Origin of the sequence: Streptomyces sp. NPDC059696, from assembly GCF_042733745.1 — a bacterium.
Classification (GTDB): Bacteria; Actinomycetota; Actinomycetes; order Streptomycetales; family Streptomycetaceae; genus Streptomyces.
In genome coordinates this window covers 149534-175640 of sequence record NZ_JBHWFG010000004.1, presented here as the reverse complement: position 1 = coordinate 175640, position 26107 = coordinate 149534, and the positions used below count along the sequence as shown (strand labels likewise).

The 26107-nt window shown below is 73.4% G+C and carries 25 protein-coding genes; 8 read left to right on the top strand and 17 right to left on the bottom strand.

Annotated elements, in window-relative coordinates; genetic code table 11:
* Window positions 1-71: 71 nt before the first annotated feature.
* The 3 genes from ACFV20_RS06130 to ACFV20_RS06120 all read right to left on the bottom strand — a co-directional run bounded on the left by ACFV20_RS06130 (window position 72) and on the right by ACFV20_RS06120 (window position 3617).
* On the bottom strand, window positions 72-644 hold the full coding sequence (locus tag ACFV20_RS06130) for a PadR family transcriptional regulator (protein WP_385652929.1): 573 nt from the start codon (window positions 642-644) through the stop codon (window positions 72-74).
* 129 nt (window positions 645-773) lie between these two features.
* Entirely contained in the window at window positions 774-2291 is a 1518-nt protein-coding gene (adh, locus tag ACFV20_RS06125; protein ID WP_385652928.1) for an aldehyde dehydrogenase, read from the bottom strand.
* Window positions 2292-2393: 102 nt separating this feature from the next.
* A complete protein-coding gene (locus tag ACFV20_RS06120) occupies window positions 2394-3617 on the bottom strand; it encodes a GAF domain-containing protein (RefSeq protein ID WP_385652925.1) in 1224 nt (407 codons plus the stop codon).
* Between the two features lie 230 nt (window positions 3618-3847).
* Between ACFV20_RS06120 and ACFV20_RS06115 the strand changes: the two genes are divergently transcribed.
* Window positions 3848-4147, top strand: coding sequence for a hypothetical protein (locus tag ACFV20_RS06115; RefSeq protein ID WP_385652922.1), 300 nt, complete (start codon window positions 3848-3850; stop codon window positions 4145-4147).
* Here the strand turns inward: ACFV20_RS06115 and ACFV20_RS06110 are convergent.
* Window positions 4113-4601, bottom strand: coding sequence for a hypothetical protein (locus ACFV20_RS06110; protein WP_385653186.1), 489 nt, complete (start codon window positions 4599-4601; stop codon window positions 4113-4115). The two genes, ACFV20_RS06115 and ACFV20_RS06110, sit on opposite strands and share 35 nt — an antisense overlap.
* A 390-nt stretch (window positions 4602-4991) precedes the next feature.
* The gene (locus ACFV20_RS06105) at window positions 4992-5375 is read right to left on the bottom strand and encodes a DUF5997 family protein (protein WP_385652919.1); all 384 of its coding nucleotides are present in this window, start codon (window positions 5373-5375) and stop codon (window positions 4992-4994) included.
* Window positions 5376-5433: 58 nt separating this feature from the next.
* Between ACFV20_RS06105 and ACFV20_RS06100 the strand changes: the two genes are divergently transcribed.
* Entirely contained in the window at window positions 5434-6231 is a 798-nt protein-coding gene (locus ACFV20_RS06100) for a LysR family transcriptional regulator substrate-binding protein (protein ID WP_385652917.1), read from the top strand.
* Between the two features lie 276 nt (window positions 6232-6507).
* Here the strand turns inward: ACFV20_RS06100 and ACFV20_RS06095 are convergent, their stop codons facing one another.
* The 3 genes from ACFV20_RS06095 to ACFV20_RS06085 form a co-directional block, all read right to left on the bottom strand.
* Complete coding sequence (locus tag ACFV20_RS06095) at window positions 6508-7275, bottom strand: DUF4142 domain-containing protein (RefSeq protein WP_366718474.1); 768 nt, start codon at window positions 7273-7275, stop codon at window positions 6508-6510.
* A gap of 131 nt (window positions 7276-7406) precedes the next feature.
* On the bottom strand, window positions 7407-8102 hold the full coding sequence (locus ACFV20_RS06090; RefSeq protein ID WP_385652915.1) for an HAD family hydrolase: 696 nt from the start codon (window positions 8100-8102) through the stop codon (window positions 7407-7409).
* A 19-nt stretch (window positions 8103-8121) separates the two neighbouring features.
* Complete coding sequence (locus tag ACFV20_RS06085; RefSeq protein WP_385652913.1) at window positions 8122-8598, bottom strand: Lrp/AsnC family transcriptional regulator; 477 nt, start codon at window positions 8596-8598, stop codon at window positions 8122-8124.
* A gap of 199 nt (window positions 8599-8797) precedes the next feature.
* On the opposite strand from ACFV20_RS06085, the gene ACFV20_RS06080 reads away from it, so the two are divergent.
* Complete coding sequence (locus ACFV20_RS06080) at window positions 8798-10288, top strand: FUSC family protein (RefSeq protein WP_385652910.1); 1491 nt, start codon at window positions 8798-8800, stop codon at window positions 10286-10288.
* 98 nt (window positions 10289-10386) lie between these two features.
* Complete coding sequence (locus ACFV20_RS06075) at window positions 10387-11424, top strand: lactonase family protein (RefSeq protein WP_385652908.1); 1038 nt, start codon at window positions 10387-10389, stop codon at window positions 11422-11424.
* Between the two features lie 37 nt (window positions 11425-11461).
* Here the strand turns inward: ACFV20_RS06075 and ACFV20_RS06070 are convergent, their stop codons facing one another.
* The 5 genes from ACFV20_RS06070 to ACFV20_RS06050 form a co-directional block, all read right to left on the bottom strand.
* Complete coding sequence (locus ACFV20_RS06070; protein ID WP_385652906.1) at window positions 11462-11641, bottom strand: hypothetical protein; 180 nt, start codon at window positions 11639-11641, stop codon at window positions 11462-11464.
* Window positions 11642-11818: 177 nt separating this feature from the next.
* Window positions 11819-12742, bottom strand: a complete 924-nt coding sequence (locus ACFV20_RS06065) for a sirohydrochlorin chelatase (RefSeq protein ID WP_385652903.1) — start codon at window positions 12740-12742, stop codon at window positions 11819-11821.
* A gap of 110 nt (window positions 12743-12852) precedes the next feature.
* Window positions 12853-13839 carry an N-acetylglucosamine kinase gene (locus tag ACFV20_RS06060; RefSeq protein WP_385652901.1) on the bottom strand — a complete coding sequence of 329 codons (987 nt, stop codon included), beginning with the start codon at window positions 13837-13839 and terminating at the stop codon, window positions 12853-12855.
* Complete coding sequence (locus ACFV20_RS06055; RefSeq protein ID WP_234845935.1) at window positions 13836-14513, bottom strand: uracil-DNA glycosylase; 678 nt, start codon at window positions 14511-14513, stop codon at window positions 13836-13838. Before ACFV20_RS06055 ends, ACFV20_RS06060 begins: the two co-directional genes overlap by 4 nt.
* A 138-nt stretch (window positions 14514-14651) precedes the next feature.
* Window positions 14652-15809: a WD40/YVTN/BNR-like repeat-containing protein gene (locus ACFV20_RS06050; protein WP_385652898.1), complete on the bottom strand. Its 1158-nt coding sequence runs from the start codon at window positions 15807-15809 to the stop codon at window positions 14652-14654.
* Between the two features lie 292 nt (window positions 15810-16101).
* Here ACFV20_RS06050 and ACFV20_RS06045 point away from each other — a divergent pair, with 292 nt between their 5' ends.
* A complete protein-coding gene (locus tag ACFV20_RS06045) occupies window positions 16102-16683 on the top strand; it encodes a hypothetical protein (protein WP_385652895.1) in 582 nt (193 codons plus the stop codon).
* Window positions 16684-16686: 3 nt separating this feature from the next.
* On the opposite strand, the gene ACFV20_RS06040 is transcribed toward ACFV20_RS06045, so the two are convergent.
* Together ACFV20_RS06040 and ACFV20_RS06035 are read right to left on the bottom strand one after the other, a co-directional pair.
* Window positions 16687-18702, bottom strand: coding sequence for a HEAT repeat domain-containing protein (locus ACFV20_RS06040; protein WP_385652892.1), 2016 nt, complete (start codon window positions 18700-18702; stop codon window positions 16687-16689).
* A gap of 229 nt (window positions 18703-18931) precedes the next feature.
* Window positions 18932-20626, bottom strand: a complete 1695-nt coding sequence (locus tag ACFV20_RS06035; protein ID WP_385652889.1) for an acyl-CoA dehydrogenase family protein — start codon at window positions 20624-20626, stop codon at window positions 18932-18934.
* Between the two features lie 75 nt (window positions 20627-20701).
* On the opposite strand from ACFV20_RS06035, the gene ACFV20_RS06030 reads away from it, so the two are divergent.
* Window positions 20702-21460 (top strand): PaaX family transcriptional regulator C-terminal domain-containing protein, encoded by a 759-nt coding sequence (locus tag ACFV20_RS06030; RefSeq protein ID WP_385652888.1) that lies wholly within the window; start codon window positions 20702-20704, stop codon window positions 21458-21460.
* 77 nt (window positions 21461-21537) lie between these two features.
* Here ACFV20_RS06030 and ACFV20_RS06025 read toward each other — a convergent pair whose 3' ends face one another.
* Window positions 21538-22326 carry a pectate lyase gene (locus ACFV20_RS06025; RefSeq protein WP_385652885.1) on the bottom strand — a complete coding sequence of 263 codons (789 nt, stop codon included), beginning with the start codon at window positions 22324-22326 and terminating at the stop codon, window positions 21538-21540.
* Between the two features lie 271 nt (window positions 22327-22597).
* Between ACFV20_RS06025 and ACFV20_RS06020 the strand changes: the two genes are divergently transcribed.
* On the top strand, window positions 22598-23938 hold the full coding sequence (locus ACFV20_RS06020; protein ID WP_385652882.1) for a PHB depolymerase family esterase: 1341 nt from the start codon (window positions 22598-22600) through the stop codon (window positions 23936-23938).
* A 149-nt stretch (window positions 23939-24087) separates the two neighbouring features.
* Here the strand turns inward: ACFV20_RS06020 and ACFV20_RS06015 are convergent, their stop codons facing one another.
* Window positions 24088-25431, bottom strand: a complete 1344-nt coding sequence (locus tag ACFV20_RS06015; protein ID WP_385652879.1) for an FAD-dependent oxidoreductase — start codon at window positions 25429-25431, stop codon at window positions 24088-24090.
* A gap of 209 nt (window positions 25432-25640) precedes the next feature.
* Between ACFV20_RS06015 and ACFV20_RS06010 the strand changes: the two genes are divergently transcribed.
* The gene (locus ACFV20_RS06010) at window positions 25641-26093 is read left to right on the top strand and encodes a DUF6214 family protein (protein ID WP_385652876.1); all 453 of its coding nucleotides are present in this window, start codon (window positions 25641-25643) and stop codon (window positions 26091-26093) included.
* Window positions 26094-26107 lie beyond the last annotated feature (14 nt).

Genomic DNA, 26107 nt, shown 5'->3' with positions numbered 1-26107 from the left:
CTGGAGGAGACGCGGGGGAGAAGGCACGGGGGAGGAGGGCGCAGGCGGAACTGGCGCGGGCGCGGCGGTGATCAGCGGTTCGTGTCGAAGCGGGCCAGCGTGACCAGCACGTCGTCCAGCCAGTCGATCATCATCCGCTCGTACGCGATGCCGCCGCGCAGCACCGCGTGCTGGAGCTCTCGCTCCGCGTCGGGCGGCGCACCGGAAGCGGCCGCGCTCGCCTCGGGCCCGGTGAAGTCCCGCTCCTGACCCGCGAGATAGTGCGTCAGCCGGTCCCGGTGCGCCTGCCGGTGCCGCTCCACCTCGCGGATCAGGGCGGCCGGGTCGTCGAAGGCGGCACCGCGGATCTTCACCGCCAGGTCGTGCCGGACGCTCTCGGGCTCGATCGGGTCGTGCAGCCACGAGGACAGCGCGGCCCGGCCGAGGTCGGCCACCGAGTACTCCTTCTTGTCCGGCCGGCCCTGCTGCACGACGTCCCGGACGTCGACCCAGCCGTCGTTCTCCATGCGCTTGAGCACGCGGTAGATCTGCTGGTGGGTCGCGGTCCAGAAGTAGCCGATGGACCGGTCGAAACGCCGGGCCAGCTCATAGCCGGATCCCGGCTTCTCCAGGAGCGACACCAGGATCGCGTGCTCGAGCGCCATGACCCCGATCGTTCTATGAAACTCGTTGCATAGCAAGTCCCACCGGCTCCGATACGGCGCGGCTCACCTTCCGGACGTGGCCCATGTCTCAGCGCCGCTGATCGGCGGAGGATCATGCGTGCTCCGCCTCTAGAAGAAGCCCAGCTTCTTCGCCGAGTACGACACCAGGAGGTTCTTCGTCTGCTGGTAGTGGTCCAGCATCATCTTGTGCGTCTCCCGGCCGATGCCCGACTTCTTGTAGCCGCCGAACGCCGCGTGGGCCGGGTACGCGTGGTAGCAGTTGGTCCAGACGCGGCCCGCCTTGATCGCGCGGCCCAGACGGTAGGCCGCGTTGCCGTCGCGGGTCCAGACGCCCGCCCCGAGGCCGTAGAGGGTGTCGTTGGCGATCTTCAGGGCCTCGTCGACCGAGTCGTACGTCGTGACCGAGACGACCGGGCCGAAGATCTCCTCCTGGAAGATCCGCATGTCGTTGGTGCCGCGGAAGATGGTCGGCTCGATGTAGTAGCCGCCCTCCAGGCCCGGCACCGCGCGCGGGTTGCCGCCCGTGACGACCTCGGCACCCTCCTCCCTGCCGATGTGGAGGTAGGAGAGGATCTTCTCGTACTGGTCGTTGCTCGCCTGCGCGCCGATCATGGTCGCCGGGTCCAGCGGGTCGCCGCCGACGATCGCGCGGGTGCGTTCGACGCAGCGGGCCATGAACTCGTCGTAGATGGAGGAGGGGATCAGGGCACGCGAGGGGCAGGTGCAGACCTCGCCCTGGTTCAGGGCGAACATCACGAACCCCTCGACGGCCTTGTCCAGGAAGTCGTCGTCGGCGGCCATGACGTCGGGCAGGAAGATGTTGGGGCTCTTGCCGCCCAGTTCCAGGGTGACCGGGATGATGTTCTCGCTCGCGTACTGCATGATCAGCCGGCCCGTGCTCGTCTCCCCGGTGAACGCCACCTTCGCCACTCGCGGACTGGACGCCAGCGGCTTGCCCGCCTCCACCCCGAAGCCGTTGACGACGTTGACCACGCCCGGAGGGAGCAGGTCGGCGATCAGGTCGATGACGTAGAGCAGGCTGACCGGAGTCTGCTCCGCCGGCTTGATGACGACACAGTTGCCCGCGGCCAGCGCGGGCGCGAGCTTCCATGTGGCCATGAGCACCGGGAAGTTCCACGGGATGATCTGCCCGACCACACCCAGCGGCTCGTGGAAGTGGTACGCGACGGTGTCGGCGTCGATCTCCGCGATGCTGCCCTCCTGCGCGCGGACGACTCCGGCGAAGTACCGGAAGTGGTCCACGGCCAGCGGGATGTCGGCGGCCAGCGTCTCGCGGACCGGCTTGCCGTTCTCCCAGGTCTCGGCGACCGCGATCTTCTCCAGGTTCTCCTCGATGCGGTCCGCGATCCTGTTGAGGACGTTCGCGCGTTCCGCCGTGGACGTGCGGCCCCAGCGGTCGGCCGCACGGTGCGCGGCGTCCAGGGCGAGATCGACGTCGGCCGCGGTCGAACGGGCCACCTCGCAGAAGGACTTGCCGGTCACCGGTGTCGGGTTCTCGAAGTAGCGGCCCTCGACCGGCGCCGTCCAGTCGCCGTCGATGAAGTTGTCGTAGCGACGGGCGAAGGAGACGATGCTTCCCTCGGTTCCTGGCTGCGCGTACACCATGTGGTTCTCCTCGGTGAAAGGCGGTGCGGGACGGATGCGACGTCTCTCACCGTGCTCCCGCGAGGTTGGCGCGAGGTTGGCGCCTGACGGAGCGGGCGTGCGTCAGTCGCGCAGAGCCGTCGTCAGCCGGCCCGCCGCGATGGCACGGCGCGCATCGCCGGGGCCGAGCAGGCGCAGCGCGTGCTCATGGATCTCCGCGTCGTACGGGGCCCGTTCGCCGTAGCGCAGGGCGTGCTCCGGGCGGGTGCTCGCCAGCACGGCCTCACGTACCGCCACCTCCAGCCGGGTGCGCCACTCCTCGATGCCGGGTGCCTCGGAACGGGGCAGGAGCGGGCCGCCGTAAAGGCCCAGGGCGGTGTCCGTGTCGCCCTGCTCCAGCGCGCGCAGCACGTCGACGGCATCGCAGGACACGGGTGCGGTGAGCGCGTAGTGGCGGGCCGATATCGCCCCGCCCAGTGCCCGGCGCAGGTGCGAGATCTCCGCCTTGAAGGTGGACGACGTCACCGGCCGGTCACCGTACAGGGCCGCACGCAGCCGTTGCGGGGAGTAGCCGTCGGGTTCGAGCGCGAGGAGCGTGAGGATCTCCACCTGCCGCGGGCGCAGGGGGAGCGGCCTTGTCTCGTGCAGGACCTGCTCGGAGCCGAGGCACGTGAGCCGCAGCCGGGCCGGGCGGGACACCTCCGTCGTCAGCCGGGCCTCGATCGTCGACACCAGGGTGCGGACGGTGGACATGGCCAAGGGGTGCGAGCGGTCCCAGGTCGTCGACAGGTCCAGCACGCCGAGGACGCGCCCGTCCCCGCCGCGCACGGGTGCGCAGTAGCAGACCCAGCCGTGCAGGGCCGACACCAGGTGCTCGGCCGAGAAGACGGAGCTGGGGCGGCCGGTGCGCAGGGCGAGGGACAGGGCGTTGGTGCCCATGGCCTGCTCGTCCCAGCGGCCGCCCGGCGCGAAGTTGACCCGCTCGGCCCGGCGGCGCATGGTCGCACCGCCGCAGGTCCACAGGATGGTGCCCGACTCGTCGGTGACCGCCGTGACGAACCCGGCGTCCTCGGCGATGCTGTGCAGCTCCCCGGCGAGCGCGCAGACCGGCCCGTACAGCGGTGAGGACGTCCAGCGCTGGTGCACCCGGCCGCCGTCGGTGACGGGGGCGCTGTCCCGGCCCGGGTCCACGCTGCCGAGGGAACGGGCCCAGGACTCGGTCACCTCGTGGCGCAATGTCGCGGTGCCGCCGGGCCGCGTTCCCGGGACGCTCAGCCGCGGCACCCAGCGGGACCACTCGTGCTCCAGCACGGCCCTGCGCCGTATGAGGTCAGGGCGCTGTGACATGGCCTCTCCCTGGCGTCGTCCCGGATTCTCGGCGTCAGGTCAGTGTGACCGGAGGTGCCGGTCCCGGTCGAGAATCGCGCCGGACCCGGGTGAGACGTTCTGAACGGGAGACTCCCGACTGGATGTTTGTCCGGTGCCCGGGTGCCGCCGTCCGGGTGACGGGTTCACTCGACCCGACGGACGGGGCCCGGCCCGCGTACCGACGCCGCGCGGCCCACCGTTGCCCTGGCATGGACAGCACGGAGACGGTGCGGCTCCTCCCGGGGAACGACGCCGCACCCCGCTCGTACGCCGAACTCACCAGTGGATACGCGGGACATCCGCCGATCTACGCGGCGCTGGTCGCCGAGTGGGAGGCACGGGGCCACACGGTGCCGGAACACCGCGACGGCCAGTGGGTGTCCTTCGCCGCACCGGCCGAGAGCGAGACCTGGTCGGCCGTCACCACCTGGACCGCGGGCCTGGGGGTGGCGGGGCCCTCGTCCGGTGGCCGTCTCACCAGCCGTCCGTCACCACCGGCTCCGCGCTGACCGGCGCCAGCACCGCGAGGGTTCCGCTGGCCTCCCGCAGGGCCGCCTCCAGGGTGCCGGGGGTGTGCAGGGCGCCGGTGCCGTCCGGCGGGACGAGCCACTCCAGCCGTCCGGCGGGCCGGTACGGCGGCGGCACGGCGATCCAGGAGCCGCGGCCCACGTGCCGTACCCCGAAGCCGACCCACTCGCTGACCGGATCGGGCGGCAGGAAGAACCCCACTCTGTGTGCGGCACAGTCCACCAGGGTGGGGCCGGGCACCTTCAGCGGATCACGCCACAGTAGGTCCAGTGCGAGCAGGCCGAGCCGGTCGGGGACGCTCAGCACGTCCCAGTAGCGCCCGGCCTCCACGAGCATCGTCCCCGCGCCGTAGTCCCACTCCCGCTTGCACTCCTGGGGGTCCGTGGCGGCCGCGGCGAGCCACTCGACGGCTTGTTTCCACATGACGCTCTGCATGGCCACCCCAGGCACAGTCGGTGGCGCCGCGGTCGGGCGCGCGCTGGACACGGGCCGGTGACCCGCGGGGTTCCGCGGGCCGCCCGGCCGTAGCCATGCTCGTAGATATTTCTACGGGCCGGAAGGGGTGGCGCGGTGTGGCGTTCCGGGCGTGCCGGTCCCGGTCGAAAGAAGGCGACCGACGGCACGCCCCGGACAACCACGATCGGCTTCGGGCACGTCTGGCGCGCCTGTGGGCCGGGGGACGGCGGCGACGACACATGGGTCATCGTGGCCAGGCTGACACCCAGGTGCGAGTGGGAGTGCGTCGACAGCCCGACCCCGGAAAACGGCGACGGCCCTCACCGGGGCGTCCGGTGGGGGCCGTCCGAGAACGAGAGGGTGGGGAGGTCAGTCCTGACGTTCGGCGTTCTTCTTCTTGATCCGGGCCGCTTCCTTGCGGACCTCCGCCTGAGTGGCGCGCTCCCGCTCCAGCCACTCGGGGCCTTCCTGCTTCAGCGCCTCGATCTGCTCGGTCGTGAGGGGCTCGGTGACACCGGCGCGGGCAAGACCGGCGATGGAGACGCCGAGCTTCGCGGCGACCACGGGGCGCGGGTGCGGGCCGTTCTGCCGCAGCTCCCGCAGCCACTGCGGCGGGTTCGCCTGGAGCTCGTTCAGCTCGGCACGCGAGACGACACCCTCCCGGAACTCGGCGGGTGTGGCCTCGAGGTACACACCCAGCTTCTTCGCCGCGGTCGCGGGCTTCATCGTCTGGGTGCTCTGGTGCGACGTCATGGCTCCCAGGGTATCGAGCGTGTGCACGACCCCTGACCACGCCCGGTAACCTGGCGAGGTGACAGGCTCGGATGAAACCCCCTCGTTCCGGCTCGCCTACGTCCCCGGGGTGATGCCCGACAAGTGGGTGCGCATCTGGAACGAGCGGCAGCCCGACGTCCCGCTCATCCTCACGCAGGTGCCCGCCGAAGCCGCGGCCGAGCGGCTGCTGGGCGGCGAGGCCGACGCGGGCCTCGTCCGCACACCCGTGGACCGCGAGGTCTTCAGCGCGATCCCCCTCTACACCGAGCAGACGGTCGTCGTGGTGCCCAAGGACCATCTGGTCACGGCCGTCGACGAGGTATCGCCGGAGGACCTGGCCGACGACATCGTGCTCCACCCCCTCGACGACGTCCTCGCGTGGGAGAACCTCCCCGGTCGCCCCGCCCTCGAACGTCCCGCCACCACCGCCGACGCCGTGGAACTCGTCGCGGCCGGCATCGGTGTCCTGGTCGTCCCGCTGTCACTCGCCCGCCTGCACCACCGCAAGGACCTCACCCACCGGCCCCTGGCGGACGCCCCCGAGTCGAGCGTGGCCCTCGCCTGGCCCGAGGACGCGAAGACGGACCAGGTGGAGGACTTCATCGGCATCGTCCGCGGCCGTACGGTCAACAGCACCCGGGGGCGTCAACAGCCCTCGGAGCAGGGCAAGTCCACGGACGCGGGCCGGAGCGGCACCCGGCGGAAGCAGGTACCCGGTAAGCCGGCGGCCGGGAAGTCGGCGGCCGGGAAGTCGGCCGGGGCGAAGCGCGGCGGGAAGAGCGGCCGCGGCGGCCCCAAGGGCGACAGACGCGGCAGGCCCGGCCGCCGCTCGTAGGGCCGGGGCGCGCTGCCCACGGGGGTCGGTGGTCCGCCGCCGGCTGCCCCGGCGACGGGCGGCGCACAGCCGGCCGGCGCCCCGCGTTCTCGGCGCCGGGGGCCGGTCGCAGTGCGTCATGGGCGTGCCGGCCGCCGTGGTGATGCTTGCGCCGGCCGCCGTTCGTGGCGGCCGGCGCGATGACGTCCGTGATGCGTGAGGGGACCGGGTCGGCGGACGGGCCGCAGACCCGTCCCCATGGACCGGTTGCGGGACCGGACGCGGGCCCGTGCCCGCTCAGCCGCCGGCCGACGGAGACGGTGCCGGCGCCCCGTAGGACGGATTCGGCGCGACCGTCTGGAAGTCCTTCAGGTCCTCGGGGATCGGCAGGACCCGGACCGGCGCGCCCGCCTGCGGAGGCGGCGGCGTGGTCTGGTCCTGGGGCAGCTTGGGCGGGGCGGTGATCTGGAAGCTGACCTGTTCCTGGTTGATCAGGCCGGTCTTCTCCAGGACCGTGATGTGGTCCAGCACGGTGTCGTTGGTCGTGTCGGCGAGCTCCCGCACGAGGCTGTTCCGGGTGGTCGCCCGGATCTTGGCGATCGTCGGGAAGATGCCCCCGTGCGCGACACGCATGATGGTGACCGCCGTGGACTCGAACTCCTTGCCGGTGCTGCCTTCGGCCGTCGCCACGAACTGCTGCTGCTGCGGAGACGGCTCGTTCGGCAGGGTGATGCCCAGGTCTGTGGAGATCTTGCGACAGCCGGCGTCGAGCCGGCCGTGACCCACGAGCAGATGCTTGGAGACTTCCTTCATCTCCGGCGACGTGCTCCGCTCCTTGATCAGCTGACCCAGCGGGTACTCCCACAGTCCGGCCGCACGCACACGCACCACGAAGTCCCGGTCCGCCTCGGTCAGCGGACCCCACTGCGTGTTGGCGATGATGCGGTCCTGGCCGGAAGCCGCGTTCTGCACGCCCAGCATGCTGGGGTAGGCGAGCGCGGTGAGCGTAAGGATCAACGCACCGCCCACGAACGCGGTACCTGCCGTGCTGCGCGAGATGCGCATCGTGCCTCCTGGGATATGAACGGCCCAACACCCAGAGGTACGGACGCCAGGGGCGAAACAATCACCGCTGCCGTAAAAAAGTTCGCACGAGCCGTTCGAAGGAGTCCACGGACGGGAAGGAGCGGACCGGATCAGGACGGATCGGCCGAATGCGCCAGCCAGTCGTACGCGACCCGTGCCGTGAACTGCGCCTGGCCGCCCGGCAGCAGCAGCCCCGCCGTCGCGAACTCCGGCGCGCCCGCCTGGTCCGGGACGTACGGGATCGCGATGCAGCGCATACCGGCCGCGTGCGCGGCGGCGGCGCCCGGAGCGGCGTCCTCCAGTACGACGCAGTCGGACGGGGCCGCGCCGAGCCTGCGGGCCGCCTCCAGGAAGACGTCCGGAGCCGGCTTGCCGTGCGGGACCTCGTCGGCGGAGACCACGGTGTGCACGTGCGCGTCCAGGCCCGTACCGTCCAGCACCGCCGCTATCGCCTCCGGTGACGAGCCCGAGGCCACGGCCATGGGCACGGCCTCGGCCGCCAGCAGCTCGACGAACGCGCGCATCTCCGGGTAGGCGCGGGTGGCGCTGCGGGCCAGTGCCAGATAGTGGCGGTTCTTCACGGTGAGCAGTTCCCCGACCGGGGCGCGCAGGCCGTAGCGGACCTTCCAGTCCGCGACCGTCTCCCGTGTGCTGATGCCGACGTACCGCTCGTGGTCCGCCCAGCCGAAGTCCGTCACGCCGTACTCGGCGAGCGTCCTGCGGCCTGCCTCGTAGTAGTTCGGCTCGCTGTCCACGAGCGTTCCGTCGAGATCGAAGATGACTGACGTGCGGCGGAGCCTGCTCATACGGCCATGCTCTCAAAGATCATCCGCGGGCCGACCGCCCGATCGACTCCACCAGTGGCAGCAGCCGGTGGGACACACGCTCGCGCAGGGCGACCTCGGTACGGGTGCGCACCACACCCGGCATGCTGATCAGCTTCTGGACGACGTCCTCCAGATGCGCGTTGTCCCGTGCCACCACCCGGGCCAGCAGGTCCCCGCCACCCGTGGTCGAGAACGCCTCCACGATCTCCGGCACCGCCGCCAGCGCGTCACCCACCTCGTCGAGATGGCCCTGGGTGACCTCGATGTGCACGAAGGCCAGCACCGGATGCCCGAGCGCGGCGGGGGAGAGGGCCGGTGCCGTCCCGGTGATCACGCCGTCGCGCTCCAGCCGGTCGAGCCGGGCCTGGAGCGTGCCGCGGGCGACGCCCAGGATCCGGGCGTACTCGCGCACGCTCGTGCGCGGCTGCTCCAGCAGCAGCCGCAGGATGCGGGTGTCGAGCTCGTCCACGGGCATGGCGCCATCTCCTCGTCCGTTGGCCCTGTCGTGGCCGTTCACGGGAATCTCCTACTGTACCAATGGCCCAGGTCCAGATGTGCGAGTTGAGCCACTGGCCGCCGGGATGCTGATATGGGTACGTCGATGGCGCTGCGGACCCCGCGGCGCCTTTTTCATGCCGTGCCGGTGGCCGGTATCTCGAAGGGGGCGGTAAGCGGTGCTGAAGAGGGTGTTCATGGCTCCGGATCCGGGGCGGACACGACTGCGGTTCGCTGCGCGGGCCGTGCTCGGCATCGCGCTCGCGGTCACCGTCTGCGGTCTCGCCGGGCATTCCCTCGCGGGGGCCGTCACCGGAGGTCTCGCCGCCCTGCTCGCCCTGTTCACCGTCACCGACGCCACGGTCCGCGGCCAGGCCGTCACCACCGCGCTGCTGCCCGCCGTGGGTCTGCCCGTGCTCACCGCCGCGGCCGAACTGCACGACCACCCGGTGGCCCGGGACCTCACCTTCCTCGCCGTCGTCGGGGCCGGTGTGTACGCCAGGCGCTGGGGGCCGCGCGGGCACAGCCTCGGCGTCTTCGCGTTCATGACCTTCTTCGTGGCGCAGTTCCTGCACGCCACCACCGGGCAGCTGCCCCAGCTGTACGCCTCGGTCCTGCTGTCCGTCCTCGCCGCCGCCGTGGTGCGCTTCGGCCTGTGGTGCTACGAACGCCGCCTGCCCCCGCCCGTCGTGCCCGCTCCGCCGGGCGGCACGGGACTGGCCCGGGTGACCACCCGCCAGGCCGTCCAGGCCACCGCCGGGGCCGGCTTCGCCCTGGTCGTGGGCCAGCTGGTGTCCGGACAGCGCTGGTACTGGGCCGTCGGCGCCACCTGGTGGATCTTCGTCAACACCACCTCGCGCGGCGAGACCCTGGTCCGCGGGTTCCGGCGGGTCCTCGGCACGGTCATCGGTATCGGCCTGGGCCTGGTCGTGGCCGTGCCCGTGCACGGCGACCCGGCCGTCACCGCCGCGCTGACCGCCGTCTGCGTCTTCGGCATCTTCTACACGGCCGCCGTGTCCTACACCTGGATGATGCTCTGGGTCACCCTCCTCGCGGGCCTGCTGTACGGACTCCTCGGCGTGCTCGGCCCGGATCTGCTCGCCCTGCGGCTCGCCGAGACCGGGGTGGGGGCGCTGGGCGCCGCCCTGGCCGTGATCCTCGTCCTGCCCGTCACCACGCACAGCATCACCGACGCCTGGATCCGGCGGGCCCTGCGCTGCGTGCACGCGTGTGCCGTCGAGACCGCCAGGCGCCTGGCCGGGGCGGCGGACGCCGACCCCGCCCCCCGGGTGGCGGAGCTGGAACAGCTCCTCGCCCGGGTACGCCTCTCGGTCGCCCCGCTGGTGCACCCGCTGAACCCGATGCTCGGCCGCAAGCGGCGGGCCCGGCACGTCCTCACCCTCCTCGACGACTGCGCCCGTGAGATCCGCGGCCTGGTCGCCGTCGCGGCCGACCCGGAGGCCTCCCACGACGCCCGTCTCGCCACCGCCTGCCGACGGGTCGAGGCCGCCGTGGAGGCCCTCACCGAGGGCCGTGACATCGCGGTCCACGCGGACGGCCAGCCCCACGCGGAACCAGCCCTGGCCCATCTGCACGGCCTGGAACGGGCCCTCGCCGACCTGGCCCGCCCCCTGCGCACACCGTCGGGCTCACCACTGGTGGGCGCCTGAGGGGGCTGCCCGGGCGACGCACCCTTGACCGTTTGGTCTAGACCGCGCATGATCGGCTGCGCGGTCCTCCCGGGCTGCGCCGGCGGAAGGGGACAGCGGTGGCGGACGGCAGGCGGCGGGCGTTCATCGGGTCGTTCACGGCGGCCGGCGGCCCCGGCATCGTGACGGCCGAGGTCGACCCCGGCACCGGCGCGCTGACCCCGCTGAGCAGCGTCGACGCCGTCCCGGATCCCTCCTGCCTGGCGCTCTCGCCCGACCGGGAGACGCTGTACGCGGTCAGTGAGACCGCCGAGGGCGCGGTGGCCGCGTACCGGGTGGACGGCGACAAGCCCGAGCCGGCCGGGCGGCCCGTAGCGATCGACGGCAGCAGCCCGACCCACCTCAGCGTCTTCGCGGGGCACGTCCTGACCGCCAACTACGGCTCCGGCAGCGTCACCGCGATCCCCCTCCGCCCCGACGGCGCCCTCGTACGATCTTCAGCCCGCGTGCTCCGGCACAGCGGCTCCGGCCCCCACACACCCCGCCAGCAGGGACCGCACGCCCACCAGGTGCAGCCCGACCCGAGCGGCCGCTGGGCCGTCAGCGTGGACCTCGGCACGGACTCGGTGCGCGTGTGCACCCTGACGGGCGGGGTCCTCGCCCTGCACCGCGAGATCGCCCTGCGTCCCGGCTCGGGGCCGCGCCACCTGGCCTTCCACCCGGACGGCTCGTACGCGTACGTCGTGAACGAGCTGAGCCCCTCCGTCACCGTCTGTCGCTGGGACGCGGTCGAAGGCGCCCTGACGCCGCTGTCCGAGATCCCGGTCCTGTCCGGTGTGCCGACGCGTGACGCCTACCCGTCGGGCATCGCCGTCTCTCCCGACGGCCGCTTCGTGTGGACCGCCACCCGCGGCGAGGACGTCCTGTCCGTGCTCGCCGTCGAGGGCGAGGAGCTGCGGCTCGTCACCACGGTGCACTGCGGTGGCCACTGGCCCCGCGCCCTCACCGCGGGCGACGGCGTCCTGGACGGCTTCCTGTACGTCGCCAACGAGCGCTCCGGCGACGTGACCTGGTTCGCGGTCGATCCGCTCACAGGCGTCCCGCGAAGGGGCGGCTCGATCCGGGTGACCGCCGCCTCGTACGTGATCCTCGGCTGAAGACCACCCGCACGACCCGCCCTGGCCGCGCCATCCATCACGGCCGCACAGCCCCCTGGCCCGCGCCATCCATCACGGCCGCACAGCCCCTGGCCGCACTCTCCACCATGGCCGGGCAGGCCACCTTGACCGCACCCTCCACCACGGCCGGGCAGGCCACCTTGACCGCACCCTCCACCACGGCCGGGCAGGCCACCTTGACCGCACCAGCCGCCACGGTCGTCCAGCCCACCCTGGTCGCATCATCCACCCCGGCCGGGCAGCCACCCTGACCAGGCGGCCCCGGCCGGCAGCCCCATCCCTGCCGGTCTTCCCCCTCGACAGGCCCCGGACGAATGAAGGCCCGCTCCTCAACGGAGCGGGCCTTCACGGCGTCCTGTGGTGGGGCCTCGCGTCAGCGCGCAGGCGTGCTCTGCGCCTGCTGCGGCGCGATGCCCAGCGCCGTCGTGTACTTGGCCAGGGCGAGCTTGCCGATCGCCGGGTACGGGCCGAGCGACTCGGCGGCGGAGCAGCCGGCCTCCTTCGCGGCCTCCTCGACCAGGCCCGGCTCGATCTCCGGTCCGATCAGATACGGCGCGAGCGCCAGTTGCTGCGAACCCGAGGAGCGCAGCTGCTCGGCGACGGACGCGATGGAGCCCTCCTGGTCCAGGGCCGCCGCCATCACCGGGACGGCGAGACGCGCGGCGAGCAGCATGCCGGTGATGCCCGCCGCCTGCACGGCCTCGTCACCGCCCACCGAAGCGAGGATGATGCCGTCGGCGGCGGTCGCCACGGTGAACAGCCGGGCACGGTCCGCACGGGCCAGACCCGCCTCGGACAGCCGCACGTGCAGCGCCTCCGCGAGCAGCGGGTGCGGGCCGAGGACGTCGGTCAGCTCGGCGGCGACCCGGCTCTCCATGAGGGCCTGGCGGACCTGGCGCAGCAGCGAGCCGTCCGGGCCGGCGAGCAGCGGCACGACGACGGCGACAGGACCGTCGGGCGTCTTCACGTCCATGCCGGCGGCGCGGGCCTGCTCGAAACGGGCCGTGCGCTCCTCGGCGGCGTGCACGAGCACGGCCTGCAGCGAGGGGAACTCCGCGTTGTCCCCGTCGAGGTACCCGATGCGGGCGTCGAGGCCGGGCAGCTCGGAGCGGGCGATGCTCACAACCTCTTCGGCGAGGCTGCGCGTGGTGCTACTGGGCGTCCCCGGCACGGCGAGGACGAGCGCGGGCGCGCCCTCGGGAGCGACCAGCGGCTCGGGACGGCGGTGCCGTCCGGGCTGGCGGGGGCGCGGCATTCGTACAGGCAGGCCATCCGCGGGCCCAGTGGGGGAACTCATGGCGCCGCATGTTACTGGCTTCTGGGGTTCCCCTGTTCGGGGAGGGTGCAGGTGAGCGGTATCCGTCCCGTTTTGTCTGATGAGTTGTGTACGGAAGGGACGCGATCGGATCAATCACCCGAACGGGTGGTCACGGTCAGCATCCTGCCGTCCACCGGCAGGGTGAGGGAACCGGCGCTCAGGTCTGTGGCGATCCGCACCGAGCCGTGCAGCGGGTCGCCCTCGGCCGGTACCCGCCGCGCCCGCGGAAGCCGCCGGGCCAACTCCTCCTCCAACGGCCCGAGCAGCGGGTCGCCCAGCTTGAACAGCCCACCGGTGACGGCGACACGCGGCTCACCACCGGAGGGGCACACGGCGGCCGCGGAATCGGCCATGTGCCGGGCGGCGGCGCGCAGGATGCCCGCGGCGACGGGATCCGCGTCCGCGCAGGCGGCCACCCGGGGCGCGAAGGAGGCCAGGACGGCGGGCCGGTCGGGGCGGGGGTACAGCGCGCCGGGCAGCCCCGCGACGGGCCCGAACTCCTCTTCCGCGCAGGCCAGCAGCCGGGGCGAGCCGTCCTCGCGCCCGTCGTGGGCGCGCAGTGCGGCCTCGAGACCGGCCCGGCCGATCCAGGCACCGCCCCCGCAGTCGCCGAGCAGATGCCCCCAGCCGTCCGCACGCCGCCAGCCGGTCAGATCGGTGCCCACCGCGATCAGTCCCGTACCGCCGGCGATCACCGCACCGGGGTGCGGTCCGAGCGCCCCCACGTAGGCGGTCACGGCATCGGCGGCCAGTGCGACCCGGCGCACGCCCCACTCCCGGGCCAGGGCCCCCGGCAGTTCGGCGCGCAGCCCCTCGCCCAGGGAGGCGAGCCCGGCCGCGCCGACGACGACCGTGGTCAGCGGCACCGCTCCCGCCTCGGCGGTCAACGCGCCGACCAGCGGCACGAGTCGCGCCATGAAGTGCTCGGGGTCGATGCCCCGCTCGCCCGTGCGCACCGGCTCACCGGACGTCCGCCGGGCCAGCGGTCCGCGCTCGGCGGTCCCGACCACGGCCCGCAGTCCGGAGCCGCCCGAGTCCACGGCGAGAAACCCGGAGTGCTCCGACGCGCCGGTCACGGCAGGCGCCAGTCCACCGGTTGGCCGCCCTGGCGGATCAGCAGGTCGTTGGCCCGGCTGAACGGTCGGGAGCCGAAGAAGCCCCGGTCGGCCGACATGGGGGAGGGGTGGGCGGACTCGACGGAGGGCAGGTCGCCCAGCAGCGGGCGCAGATTGCGGGCGTCACGGCCCCACAGGATGGACACCAGTGGCTTGCCCCGCCCCGCCAGGGCGCGGATGGCCTGCTCGGTGACCTCCTCCCAGCCCTTGCCCCGGTGGGCGGCGGGCTTGCGCGGGGCGGTGGTCAGCGCCCTGTTGAGCAGCAGCACGCCCTGCCGCGTCCACGGGGTGAGGTCGCCGTTGGACGGCTGGGGCAGTCCCAGGTCGGCGTGCAGCTCGCGGTAGATGTTGATGAGGCTGCCGGGCAGCGGCCGCACCTCCGGCGCCACCGAGAAGGACAACCCCACCGCGTGCCCGGGGGTGGGATAGGGGTCCTGACCGACGATCAGGACACGCACGTCGTCGAAGGGCTGCTGGAAGGCCCGCAGAACGTTCGGCCCGGCCGGGAGGTAGGTGCGCCCCGCGGCGATCTCCGCGCGGAGGAAGTCCCCCATCGCGGCGACGCGTTCGGCCACCGGTTCCAGGGCCTTCGCCCAGCCCGCTTCGACGATTTCATGCAAGGGTCGTGGTGCCACGGGCGTCACCCTACTGCCGTACGCACAGCGGCGATCAACCGGTGGCCAACGCCTGTGGGTAACCCCGGCCCCACCTCACCCCCACCCCCACTCACGCCTCGCCCCCTCGCGCTCATCCCCCTCGCGCCCCGCCCTCCCTCAGCCGACGAGCGCGGCCCGGACGCACAGCACGTCCGGCAGATGCGAGGCGAGCTGGTGCCAGCTGTCACCGTCGTCGGCCGACGCGAACACCTCGCCGTTGCGGTTGCCGAAGTAGATGCCCGCCGGGTCGGCGTCGTCCGTGCACATCGCGTCCCGCAGCACCGTGCCGTAGTGGTCCTCCTGGGGGAGTCCCGCCGAGAGGGGCTCCCAGCTCTTGCCCGCGTCCGCCGTCCGGTAGACCCGGCACCGGCGGTCGGCCGGGACCCGGTCGGCGTCGGCGTTGATGGGGAACACGTACGCCGTGTCGCCCCGGTGCGGATGCGCCGCCGCGGCGAAGCCGAACGTGGACGGCAGGCCCTCGCCGATGTCGGTCCAGTGCGCGCCCGCGTCGTCGCTGCGGTACACCCCCCAGTGGTTCTGCAGGTACAGCCGGTCCGGGGTGGCCGCGTCCCGCGCGACCTTGTGCACGCACTGGCCGAACTCCGGGTTCGGGTCGGGCAGGAACACCGCGGAGACGCCCGAGTTGGAAGGAGTCCAGCTCGCTCCGCCGTCGAGCGTGCGGAACACGCCGGCGGTCGAGACGGCGACCGTGACCGCCCGCGGGTCGCGCGTGTCGGTGAGCACGGTGTGCAGGCCCTCGCCTCCGCCGCCCGGCACCCACTTCGACCGCGTGGGGTGCTCCCACAGGGGCCGGACCAGCTCGAACGTCTCCCCGCGGTCCTCCGAGCGGTACAGCGCGGCCGGTTCGGTGCCCGCGTACACCACGTCCGGCTCGGCGGCGGCCGGGTGCAACTGCCACACCCGCTCCAGGGACGCCCCCGTGTCCTTGGGGAACTTGACCGCCGGGCGGGCCGGCTCGGTCCAGGTCCGGCCGAGGTCGTCGGAGTGGAACACGGACGGGCCCCAGTGCGCGCTGTCGCCGCCGACCAGCAGCCGCGGGGTCCCGGCCCGGGTGTCGATGGCGACCGAATACACGGCCTGCGCGTTGAAGTAGGGGCTCTCGTCGAACTCCCAGGCGTCACCACCTCGCCGCCGCCCGATGAACAGGCCTTTGCGTGTCCCCACGGCGAGCAGTACCTCGGTCATGCCGATCACCTCCGCGGCGTCCTCGTCGACGCCCTCGTCCCGGACACCGGCCAGTCTGCACCCGACCACTGACAGTCACCTCCGGAACGGGCTGCGTCCCAGGTCAGCCGGGTGTCGGCGGCGAGGGCGCCGGGTGCCGCCAACGTCCCCCGGCAGGGCGTCGGCAGCCGGTAGACGGGGCCCGCGTGCCGCACCGGCAGGCCGTACGACGGGGCCCGCGCGCCGCACCGGCAGGGCGCTCGCCGGGACCGGCGGCCGCGGACCACCGTCCCCTCGGGCAGGTGCGGTGAGCATCCGGGCGCCGCCGTCCGTATGGGGAGAGCGGCGGGATGATCGTCGGCTCGTGATGAGGAGGCCTTCGATGGCGTTACGTGGTCCGAGGGTGTGGCTGTGGCGCTGGCGGCGCAATCCGCTCAAGCGCCGCGCCGACCGGGTGGAGGCCTGGGTCGTGCTGGGCGTGTGGACGTTCACCGTGTTCCTCGGGCTGCTCGCCGGCACCACCGTGAGCCGGTCCGTCGAGGACGGCCTGGCCCGGGAACGTGCCGAGTGGCGCCCCCTCGTGGCGCGGCTGGCCGAGCGCGCCCCCGGGACGGCCCCCGCGAGCGAGCGTGCCCGCGCCGAGCAGGTGTGGGCGACGGCACGGTGGACCGCCGCCGACGGCTCCGAGCACTCCGGCCAGTTGCGGGTACCGGCGGGCAGCGCCGCGGGCGCCCCGGTCACCGTGTGGACGGATCCCGAGGGCCGTCAGGTCACCCGGCCCGTCACCGAGGCCCAGGCCCGCGTGCGGGCCTCGCTGACCGGTGCCGTGGCAGGGCTGTGCGCGGCGGCCGTACCCCTGGGGGCCGGGCGGGCCCTCCGCGGCCGTCTGGAGCGCCGCCGCATCGACCAGTGGGCCGTGGAGTGGTCCCGCTTCGGCCCGATGTGGGGCCGTACGGCGGGGTGAGCCCTACCGGCCCCCCGGCCCGGCCACCGCCTCCCGGCACACCCGGAGCAGCGCCAGGTCCTCGCGTATGCCGGAGCCGCCGGAGCCGGGGCGATGCCGTCGCGGAGAGGCGAGTTCCGCTCGGAGCACGTCGTGCAGGGGGGCTCCCGCCGGTCCCAGGGCGAACACGCACTCCGCGATGGTCGCGCGCGTGCACGGGTGTTCCGTCCACGCCGAGCGGAGGAGCGGGAGGAACCGCTCCGGGTCCCCCGTGACCTGCCACACCGCACAGGCGGCCGTGGTCCTCTCCCGCGCGTCCCCCCGGTCCGCCAGCGCGCGCAGCCCGGGCAGAGCGGGGCGCGCCGCCGGGCCCAGCCGCCCCAGTGCGGCCGCCGCACGGTGTGACCGACCGTTTCCCGAGTCCGTCAACTCCCCGGTCAGCACGGGCAGGACCGCGTCAGCGTCGCCGGTGACCGACCACAGCGCGTCCGCCGCCGCGACCGCGCAGTCCGTCTCCAGCAGCGCGCGAAGATCGGGCACCGCCTCGTGCGCGGCGCCGCCGAACGCGCCGACGGCACGGACCGCCGCGTCCGTGACCGCCGCACGCCGAGGCAGCCCGTCCGGTATGCCGCGCAGCAGACGCACCACGGCCGGCAGGGACGCGACGTCGCCCAGCGCGGCCAGGGCCGACAGCAGGGGAACGGCCTGTGCGGGGGTGTCGGGCGCGTCGAGCGGCAGGCGGGCGAGACGACGCCGCAGCGCGGGGGCGAGCGGCAGAGCCGCGCGGCCCAGAGGGGGTACGGCCAGCCCCAGGTCGTGCGGGACGACCGGACCCGCCAGCACGTCGGCCAGCACCGGTACGGCCCGCGCGTCCCCGGCCCCCGCCAGTGCCTTGAGGGGGCCGCCCAGGGTCGGGGCGCCCCGCTCCCCGTGCCGTATCCGAAGCTCGGGGCGGAAGGTGACCAGAGCGTGCAGCCGGTCGGCGGCGGGCGCGGCCAGCTCGGAGAGCTCCAGCAGGACCGCGACCGCCGCGTCGTGCAACCTGCCCTCCTCCGAACCGAGTTGGCCGCCGATGAGGGGGACCGTCTCGGTGTGACCGGTGCGCCAGGCACGGAACAGTCCGGCCGACATCCACACGCCGTTGCACCGGTCGAGGGGGTCCGGGCTGGTCAACTGCCCGCACAGCAGGGCGACCCGGTCGGCCACCCGGCCGTCGAGGGCGTGGTGCAGGGTCCGCAGCAGCCGGGAGCCCTCCTCGTCCGAGGGGCGCAACCGCCGCAGCCGGCCGGCGAGCGTGTCCGGACCGGGACCGTCGTCAGCGCGCTCCGCCCGGGCCCGCTGCTCGGACCTGTCCCTGAGCAGTCCGACGACGGTCGGCACGAGATCCGCCGGGAGCGTGTCCGGGGCGCACCCCGCGAGCTGGCCCAGCGCGGCGATCCGGAGCCCGGGGTCATGAGGAGGTCCGCTCAGCTCGACCAGCAGCCGTACCGCGGCGGCCGCGTGGGCCTCCTCGTCCGGGCGACAGCGCCCGGCGAACAGGCCGAGGCTCTCCGCGAGGGCGAGCAGGACACGGTCGTCCCGCTCCACGGTGATCCGCTCCCGCAGCAGGGCGAGCACCCGCGCCGGCCGGTCCACGTACCGCACGAGCGCACCCGGAGCCGCCCGGCGCACGGCTGCGTCCGGGTCCCCCACGAGGCGGACGAAGACGTCGGCACGCGCGCACAGGGCGTCCCGCACGGCTGCCCCGAGACCACCGCGGGCACCGGCGGTGTCGCCGATGCCGACGAGGAGCTCCACCACCTCCGCCCGGTCCCGCACCCCCTCGTCACCGGCGAGTGCCAGGAGGAACGGAACACAGGCGAGCGTCGAGTCGTAGACGTCGCCCGGGTGGTGCACGGCGCCGTACATCCCGTCGAGCGCGGTCTGCCGCTCGGCGGGGTCGGCGGAAGCCAGGTTCCGCAGTAATCCGGGCACGTCCTCCGCGCTGCCCTGCGCATGGCGCAGCGAGGCCCAGTCGACCTCGTCGATCCCCCTGAACACGTTGTCCTCCCCAGGCGAAATGCCAACTGACGGGGAGTCTGCACCACGGCACTGACAACGAAGCGAAGCCGGGCGATGACTGTGCGCGAACTGTACGCACGATGGCTTGAGTTCGAGTCGACCGGCCCACGCGGACCGGTTCAGCGGGCGGGACGGCCCGGCTCGCGCGGACCGGTCCAGCGGGCGGATCGTCCCGGCCCGGCCGGGGCCGACGGCTCAGTCGCCCGGCTCAGACTCCCGTGTCCCGGCCCCCGTCCCCGGGCAGCGCCCGCTCCACGATCGCGTCCAGGCCCGCCGTCTGCGGCAGCGTCCCGAACGCGTGCCCCCAGTCGCCCCCGAGCCGCGTCGCGCAGAACGCGTCGGCGACGGCCGGCGGGGCGTGCCGGACGAGGAGGGAGGCCTGGAGGGTCAGCGCCATCTGCTCCACGAGACGGCGTGCCGTCACCGGCGACGCCTCCGACAGACCCGCCTTGAGCCGTGTCACGGCCGCGTCCAGGCGGGTGTCCGCGCCCCCGGCGAGGGCGAGCTCGCCGAACAGGGCCTCCGCGGCGCCCGGTTCGCGGCTCAGCGCCCGCAGCACGTCGAGGGCGTTGACGTTCCCGGAGCCCTCCCAGATCGACAGCAGCGGGGCCTCGCGGTAGTGCCGGGGCATGCCCGAGTCCTCGACGTAGCCGTTGCCGCCGAGGCACTCCAGCGCCTCCGCGGTGAAGGCGGGACCGCGCTTGGTCACCCAGTACTTGCCGACGGCGGTGGCGATCCGGCGGAACGCGGCCTCCGACCCGTCCGGGTCGTCCCCGCGGACCGCCCGGTCGGCCGCCCCCGCCAGTCGCAGGGTGAGCGTCGTGGCGGCCTCGGACTCCAGCGCGAGATCGGCGAGGACGTTGCGCATCAGCGGCTGGTCCACCAGCCGCGCGCCGAACGCGCTGCGGTGGCGTGCGTGGTGCCCGGCCTCGACGAGGGACTTGCGCATCAGCGCGGCCGACATCATCACGCAGTCCAGCCGTGTGCAGTTGACCATCTCGATGATGGTCTTCACGCCCTGCCCCTCGGCGCCGACCAGCCAAGCCACCGTCCCGTCGAACTCGGGCTCGGAGGAGGCGTTGGACCGGTTGCCCAGCTTGTCCTTCAACCGCTGGATGCGGAAGGTGTTGCGCGTCCCGTCGGGCAGGACGCGCGGCACCATGAAGCACGACAGGCCGCCCGGGGCCTGCGCCAGGACGAGGAACACGTCGCACATCGGCGCCGAGGTGAACCACTTGTGCCCGCGCAGGGTGTACACCCCGGGCTCGGCCGTGGGGGTGGCCGCCGTGGTGTTGGTCCGGACGTCGGAGCCGCCCTGCTTCTCGGTCATCCCCATGCCCGCCAGCAGCCCGCGCTTCTCGGTGGGCTCCCGCAGGACGGGGTCGTACTCCCGGCTCGTCAGCAGCGGTTCGTACAGCTTCGCCAGCTCCGGCTGCCGGCGCAGCGCGGGGACGGCCGCGTAGGTCATGGACGTGGGGCAGCCGTGCCCGGCCTCGGTGTGGCCCCACACCAGTCCGCCGGCCGTCCTGACGACGTGGGCGCCGGGCCGGTCGTCCGCCCACGGTGACGCGGCCAGTCCCTCCCCCACCGCCGAGCGCATCAGATGGTGCCAGCTGGGGTGGAACTCGACCTCGTCGACGCGGTTGCCGTACCGGTCGTGCGTGCGCAGCTCCGGTTCGTGCCGGTTGGCGAGGTCGGCCCACTCCTGCACCTGGGCGCTGCCGGCCTGCCTGCCGAGCCGTCGCAGGTCCTCCTCGGCCCACCCGGCGCCCTCCCGCCGCAGCCCCTCCAGCAGGGCCGTGTCGGCGGAGGCGTCGTACGGGGCGAGGGGCGGGGCCTGATTGGTGACGTCATGCGTGGCGGGTCCGTCGTATCCCCGCTGTTCGTCCGGTGTCGAGACCATGCGTCGAGTGTTGCACTCTCGCTACGACCGCAGCAATCCTGCAACACGGAAAACCGCCGCGTACAGTACGTGACCATGCCGATGAACGTCCCTGCCCGGCCCGGCGCGCACGACCTGCGCCCGCTGTCCGCGCGGTCGGTCGTGCTGAGCCTGCTCCTCGGGACGCACCCGCCCGAACTGCCGGTCAGGGAGCTGGTGCGGCTGGTGGAGGGCTTCGGCGTCGGCGGCTCCACGCTGCGGGCGGCCCTCAGCCGGATGGTGGCCGCGGGGGACCTGCGGCGCACGGACGGGGGCTACCGCCTGAGCGACCGGCTGCTGGAGCGTCAGCGCCGCCAGGACGACGCCGTGCATCCCCGCACGCGCGCGTGGGACGGCGACTGGGAGATGGTCGTGATCACCGCGACCGGACGCGGCCCCGCTGAACGGGCCGATCTGCGCACGCGGCTCACCGCGCTCCGGCTCGCCGAGCTCCGTGAGGGTGTCTGGCTCCGGCCCGCCAACCTCTCCCGGGCTCTCCCCGGCGACCTGGACCGGCTCGTCCAGCGCTACACGGCCCGCCCCGACCGGCCTCCGGGCGAACTGGCCGCGGAACTCTGGCCCCTGGACGCCTGGTCCGCCACCGCCCGGGCCCTGCTCGCGCACATCGCCGACTCCCCGCACCCGGCCGACCGCCTGGCCGCCTTCGCCGCCGTCGTACGGCATCTGCTGGCCGACCCCGTCCTGCCTCCCGGCCTGCTGCCCGCCGACTGGCCCGGCGCCGCGCTGCGCGCCGCCTACGCCGACTACCAGCGGGAGCTGGTCGGGGCGGTCCGCGCGCGCGTGCGCGGCACATGACGCGGGCGGCCGTGCGCGGCGCCCGCCGGGGCACTGCGCACGGCCGCCATCACCGTGGGGGGAGGGTCCGCACGGAGCTACCTGTAGGTGATGTCGGCGGTGGAGTAGAAGCAGTTCGTGCTGTCGGGTCCGGATCCGACAGCGGTGTTGTTGTTGTACTTCTGGCAGGGGACGACCTTGCGGGCGGAGTCGTTGCGGATCGTGATGTTCCGCAGGGTCGCCACGTCATTGCGGTTGACGTTGATGCCGACGAGCCGCGCGGTGGAGCCCGTGCCGGTGACGTCGATGGTGTTGAGGTTGACCTTGCGGGTGTACTGCGTGGAGCAGTCCCCGCAGGAGCGGTACAGCGTCTTGAACTCCTGCACCGCGAAGTTCGAGATGGTCAGCGTGCCGCCGCCGTTGTGCTGGAAGACCTTGTCCGCCGCCTTCTTCGCCCCGCCGCCGATCACCTGGTAGGCGGCGCCGTTGCCGCCGCGGAAGGTGGCCGCGTCCTCGCCGACGTCCTCCCACCAGACGTTCTGCAGCGTGCAGCTGCCCTCGCAGTGGATGCCGTCGGCCGCGGGGGCGCCGAGGATGACGTTCTTCAGCACCGCGCCGTCGGCGAGCTTGAAGATCGGGTCCTGGCCCTCTTCCTGGCCGTCACCCGCCAGGCTCCCGGTGCCGTAGTACCGCTTCATGCCGTAGTCCTTGGTGCCGGACACGGAGATGGTGGAGGAGGTTCCCTGGCTGCCGTTGGGGGTCGGCCAGGTCGCGGCGCTCGCAGGAGGCGCATTGAGTGTCATGATCATGCCAAACGTGAGGCCGAGCGCGGCCAGGGTCCCGGTCGCCGTGCGCCCGCGGGCGCTTCGACGCGTCCCAGAAGTCATGTCCCGAATCCTTCTGTCGTGGGGGTAGCGGACATGTACATGAACGAGATTCTTCACGCTGTCCATCGCGCGTACCAGACGTGCCCCGTTCGCGCCGATGGGTCACACTGCTGAACGGAACGTAGAGGGCAAGCGCTTTCTAGTCAACGCCTCGCGCAGAACGGAATCTGTCGCCCCTGGTCGCGTCGGCGATGTTGTGGGAGCGCTTCCATGGAAGCCATGTCCATGCCACCATGCCGCGGACGCCTCCCTCGACGGAAGGAACCCGAACGTGCCTGCCACCCCCCACCTCCTGCCGAGGAGGCCCTCGCGGTCGCTCCTGCTCGCGCTGGTCGCCGCACTGCTGCTCTTGTCGGCGACCACCACGATCACCGCCCCCGCGGCCGCCGCCGGTGAGCCCGCCCGCACCTCCGGCCGCCAAGGCGCGCTACCCACCGCGGCCCTCACCGAGGTCGCGAACTTCGGCACGAACCCCAGCAACCTGCGTATGTACCTCTACGTCCCGGAGAGCGTGACAGCGAAGCCGGCGATCGTGGTGGCCATGCACTGGTGCACCGGCTCGGGCCCGGACATGTACAACGGCACCGAATACGACACCCTCGCCGACCGGTACGGATTCATCGTGCTCTACCCGTCCGTCACGCGCGGCAGCAAGTGCTTCGACGTCTCCTCGCCCCAGGCCCTGCGCCGGGGCGGCGGCAGCGACCCCGTCGGCATCAAGTCGATGATCGACTGGACCACCCGCACGTACGGCGCCGACCCCGGCCGGATCTTCGCCACCGGCATCTCCTCCGGCGCGATGATGACGAACGTCCTGCTCGGGGACTACCCGGACGTGTTCGCGGCGGGCGCCGCCTTCTCGGGCGTCCCGTTCGGCTGCTTCGCCACGACCGACGGCTCCGAGTGGAACAGTGCCTGCTCGGGCGGCACGGTCATCCGCACCCCGAAGGCGTGGGGCGACCTGGTCCGGGGCGCGTACCCCGGCTACACCGGGCCCCGCCCCCGCATGCAGATCTGGCACGGCACCCAGGACGACGTCCTGCGGCACCCCAACTTCGGGGAGCAGATCAAGCAGTGGACCGACGTGCAGGGCGTGAGCCGGACGCCCGCCGCGACCGACACGCCCCAGTCGGGCTGGACCCGTACCCGCTACGGCGGCACGGGCGACCGGGCCCCCGTGGAGGCCGTGAGCCTCCAGGGCGTCGGCCACAACCTGTACGCACCGGGCATGGCGTCCCGTGTGCTCACCTTCTTCGGGCTGGACGCCTCCGGCCCCGCTCCCCAGCCCCAGCCCGGCGCCTGCCGGGTGACGGCCTCGGTGAACGCCTGGAGCACCGGCCTGACCGCCTCCGTGACCCTCACCAACACCGGCACCACGGCCGTCGACGGCTGGAAGCTCGGCTTCGCACTGCCCGCCGGGCAGGCGATCACGGGCGGCTGGGGCGCCACGTACGCGCCGACGTCCGGGTCGGTCACCGCCACCAACGCCCCGTACAACGGCATCATCGCCCCGGGCGCGAGCGTGAGCATCGGCTACCAGGCCTCGCACACCGGCAACAGCGCCACCCCGGCCGCGTTCACGCTCAACGGGACCGCGTGCGCGGCCGGTTGACGTAATGGACCGGTGCCCGGTGCCCGGTGCCGGGTGCCGGGTGCCGGGCCGGAGGTCGGGGGCCGGAGGGCGGGGCCGGCGCCCGGTGGTCGGCCGTGCGCGGCCGGTCGACCGCCAGGCCGCCCCGTCCGGTCGGCTGACGCGGCCCTCTAGGGTGTCTCGGTGCGCGCGGCGGCCAACAGGGAGTCCCAGTCCGGGAGTTTGACCACGGTGCGGCCCAGCGAGGCGCCCAGGTCCGCCTCCGCCCGCTCGATCGACTGCCAGCCCCGCCATGCGACCGGGTCGGTGCCCGCCGCGCGCAGAGCCGCGACGGGGTCGTCGGCCACGGCTTGTTGCGTGAGGGCCGGCGCATCCGCGAGCAGGGAGGTCGCCGTCTCCTTCGCGCAGGGGCGGTTCGTGCCGATGACGCCGGTGGGGCCGCGCTTGATCCAGCCGGCCACGTATTCGCCGGGTGCGATGGCGCCCTCGCGCAGGACGCGGCCGGACAGGTTCGGGACGGTGCCCGTGGCCGGGTCGAACGGCAGGCCCTCCAGGGGGACCCCGCGGTAACCCACCGAGCGAAGGATCAACTGTCCCTCGATGACCTCGAAGCGGCCCGTGCCGGTCACGCCGCCCCGGCCGTCCGGGGCCGTGCGCTCGAAGCGCGCGGCAGCCACGCGGCCACGGTCGGGGAGCAGTTCGGCCGGGCGGAGGAAGAACCTCAGGCGGATACGGCGCGGGGCGCCCGTCGGCGGTGTCTCCGCCCAGCCGCGCAGCACCTCCACGTTGCGGCGCTGGGGCGCGGGCAGGGCGGACGGGTCGGTGCAGTCCGGGTCCAGGGCCAGCTCCGCCGGGTCCACGACGACGTCGGTCTCCGGCAGGGTGCCCAGTTCGCGCAGCTCCTTGGTGGTGAAACGGGCCTGGGACGGGCCGCGCCGGCCCACCATGTGGATCTCGGTCACCTTGCTGTCCGCCAGGGTGGTCAGGGCCGCCTGCGGCATGTCGGTCGGGGTGAGCTCGGCCAGGCCGCGGGCCAGCATCCGTGTGACGTCCACGGCGACGTTGCCCACGCCGATGACGACGGCCGACCGGGCGTCCCGCAGGAACCCGGCGTCCGCCGCGTCCGGGTGGGCGCTGTACCAGGACACGAACCGCGTCGCCGACCAGCTGCCCGGCAGATCCTCGCCGGGGATGCCGAGGCGCCGGTCGGTGGCGGCGCCCAGGCAGTACACCACCGCGTGGTAGAGCTCCCGCAACCGCGTCACCGTGACCCCGCCGGGGCCGATCTGCACGCCGCCGAGGAAGCGGACCCGGTCGTGTTCGAGGATCGCGCGCAGGTTGTTCTGCAGCGACTTGATCTTCTCGTGGTCGGGTGCCACGCCGTAGCGGACGAGACCGTACGGGCACGGCAGGCGGTCCAGGACGTCGACGCGCACGTCCGGGTCGAGCTGCACGAGGCTCTGGGCGGTGTAGCACCCGCTCGGCCCCGACCCTACGACGGCGACTCGCAGCACGGCGGAACTCCTAACCCGGGGGATCCGGAGGATCACGGGAGAGCGCTGACGCCTCCAGCATCGCACCGGGTGGGCTCCGCTGACAGGGTGCAGTGCTCCGCCCGCGACGCGTGTCCGATCTGTAGGGAATGTGATCATGCGGTTACGTTCAGTGCGTGCTGGACGCATCCTTTCTGAATCTTTCTGATCGCTCTCCGGCGGACGGTGCGGTGTCCGTGCGCCCCGCGTGGGAAGTGCGGGAGAGCCAGGGCACCACGCGGTGGTTCGAGTTCCGGCTGGTGTTCCCGGACGGCGCCCGGGTCGACGCGCTGGCGGTGGTGGGCGGCGGATGCGTCTGCGTCGAGGAGTTGCGCGCTCAGCCCGCCCTCTCCCTCGACGACCTGGGCGTGCTGGGCGAGTGGATCGAGGAAGCGGTGGCGGGGGCGTGCGGTGCCGGGCCCGGGGACGACGGGGGCCCGGGACGCCGCGCCCGGTCGGCCTGGCCGCGCGGGGCGGAGGGGCGGCGGCTGGTCGCACGGGAGTACCGGGCCGCCCAGCGGGACGGCGCCGACCCGGTCCTCGCGGTGATGGGTGCGACCGGGCACAGCCGGCGCACGACCCTCAGACTGATCGGCCAGGCCCGCGACGCGGGCCTGCTGGCACCACGCCGCGCCAGACGCTGACCCGGCACCACCGC

What these genes read in the sequence shown, in the direction of transcription:
- ACFV20_RS06085 (WP_385652913.1), bottom strand. Translation starts at nt 8,598, where the DNA reads ATGCCCGTGGACGAGCTCGACACCCGCATCCTGCGGCTGCTGCTGGAG.
- ACFV20_RS06105 (WP_385652919.1), bottom strand. Translation starts at nt 5,375, where the DNA reads ATGACGTCGCACCAGAGCACCCAGACGATGAAGCCCGCGACCGCGGCG.
- ACFV20_RS06090 (WP_385652915.1), bottom strand. Translation starts at nt 8,102, where the DNA reads ATGAGCAGGCTCCGCCGCACGTCAGTCATCTTCGATCTCGACGGAACG.
- ACFV20_RS06115 (WP_385652922.1), top strand. Translation starts at nt 3,848, where the DNA reads ATGGACAGCACGGAGACGGTGCGGCTCCTCCCGGGGAACGACGCCGCA.
- ACFV20_RS06065 (WP_385652903.1), bottom strand. Translation starts at nt 12,742, where the DNA reads ATGAGTTCCCCCACTGGGCCCGCGGATGGCCTGCCTGTACGAATGCCG.
- ACFV20_RS06030 (WP_385652888.1), top strand. Translation starts at nt 20,702, where the DNA reads ATGCCGATGAACGTCCCTGCCCGGCCCGGCGCGCACGACCTGCGCCCG.
- ACFV20_RS06095 (WP_366718474.1), bottom strand. Translation starts at nt 7,275, where the DNA reads ATGCGCATCTCGCGCAGCACGGCAGGTACCGCGTTCGTGGGCGGTGCG.
- ACFV20_RS06110 (WP_385653186.1), bottom strand. Translation starts at nt 4,601, where the DNA reads ATGCAGAGCGTCATGTGGAAACAAGCCGTCGAGTGGCTCGCCGCGGCC.
- ACFV20_RS06045 (WP_385652895.1), top strand. Translation starts at nt 16,102, where the DNA reads ATGGCGTTACGTGGTCCGAGGGTGTGGCTGTGGCGCTGGCGGCGCAAT.
- adh (WP_385652928.1), bottom strand. Translation starts at nt 2,291, where the DNA reads ATGGTGTACGCGCAGCCAGGAACCGAGGGAAGCATCGTCTCCTTCGCC.
- ACFV20_RS06035 (WP_385652889.1), bottom strand. Translation starts at nt 20,626, where the DNA reads ATGGTCTCGACACCGGACGAACAGCGGGGATACGACGGACCCGCCACG.
- ACFV20_RS06025 (WP_385652885.1), bottom strand. Translation starts at nt 22,326, where the DNA reads ATGACTTCTGGGACGCGTCGAAGCGCCCGCGGGCGCACGGCGACCGGG.
- ACFV20_RS06130 (WP_385652929.1), bottom strand. Translation starts at nt 644, where the DNA reads ATGGCGCTCGAGCACGCGATCCTGGTGTCGCTCCTGGAGAAGCCGGGA.
- ACFV20_RS06120 (WP_385652925.1), bottom strand. Translation starts at nt 3,617, where the DNA reads ATGTCACAGCGCCCTGACCTCATACGGCGCAGGGCCGTGCTGGAGCAC.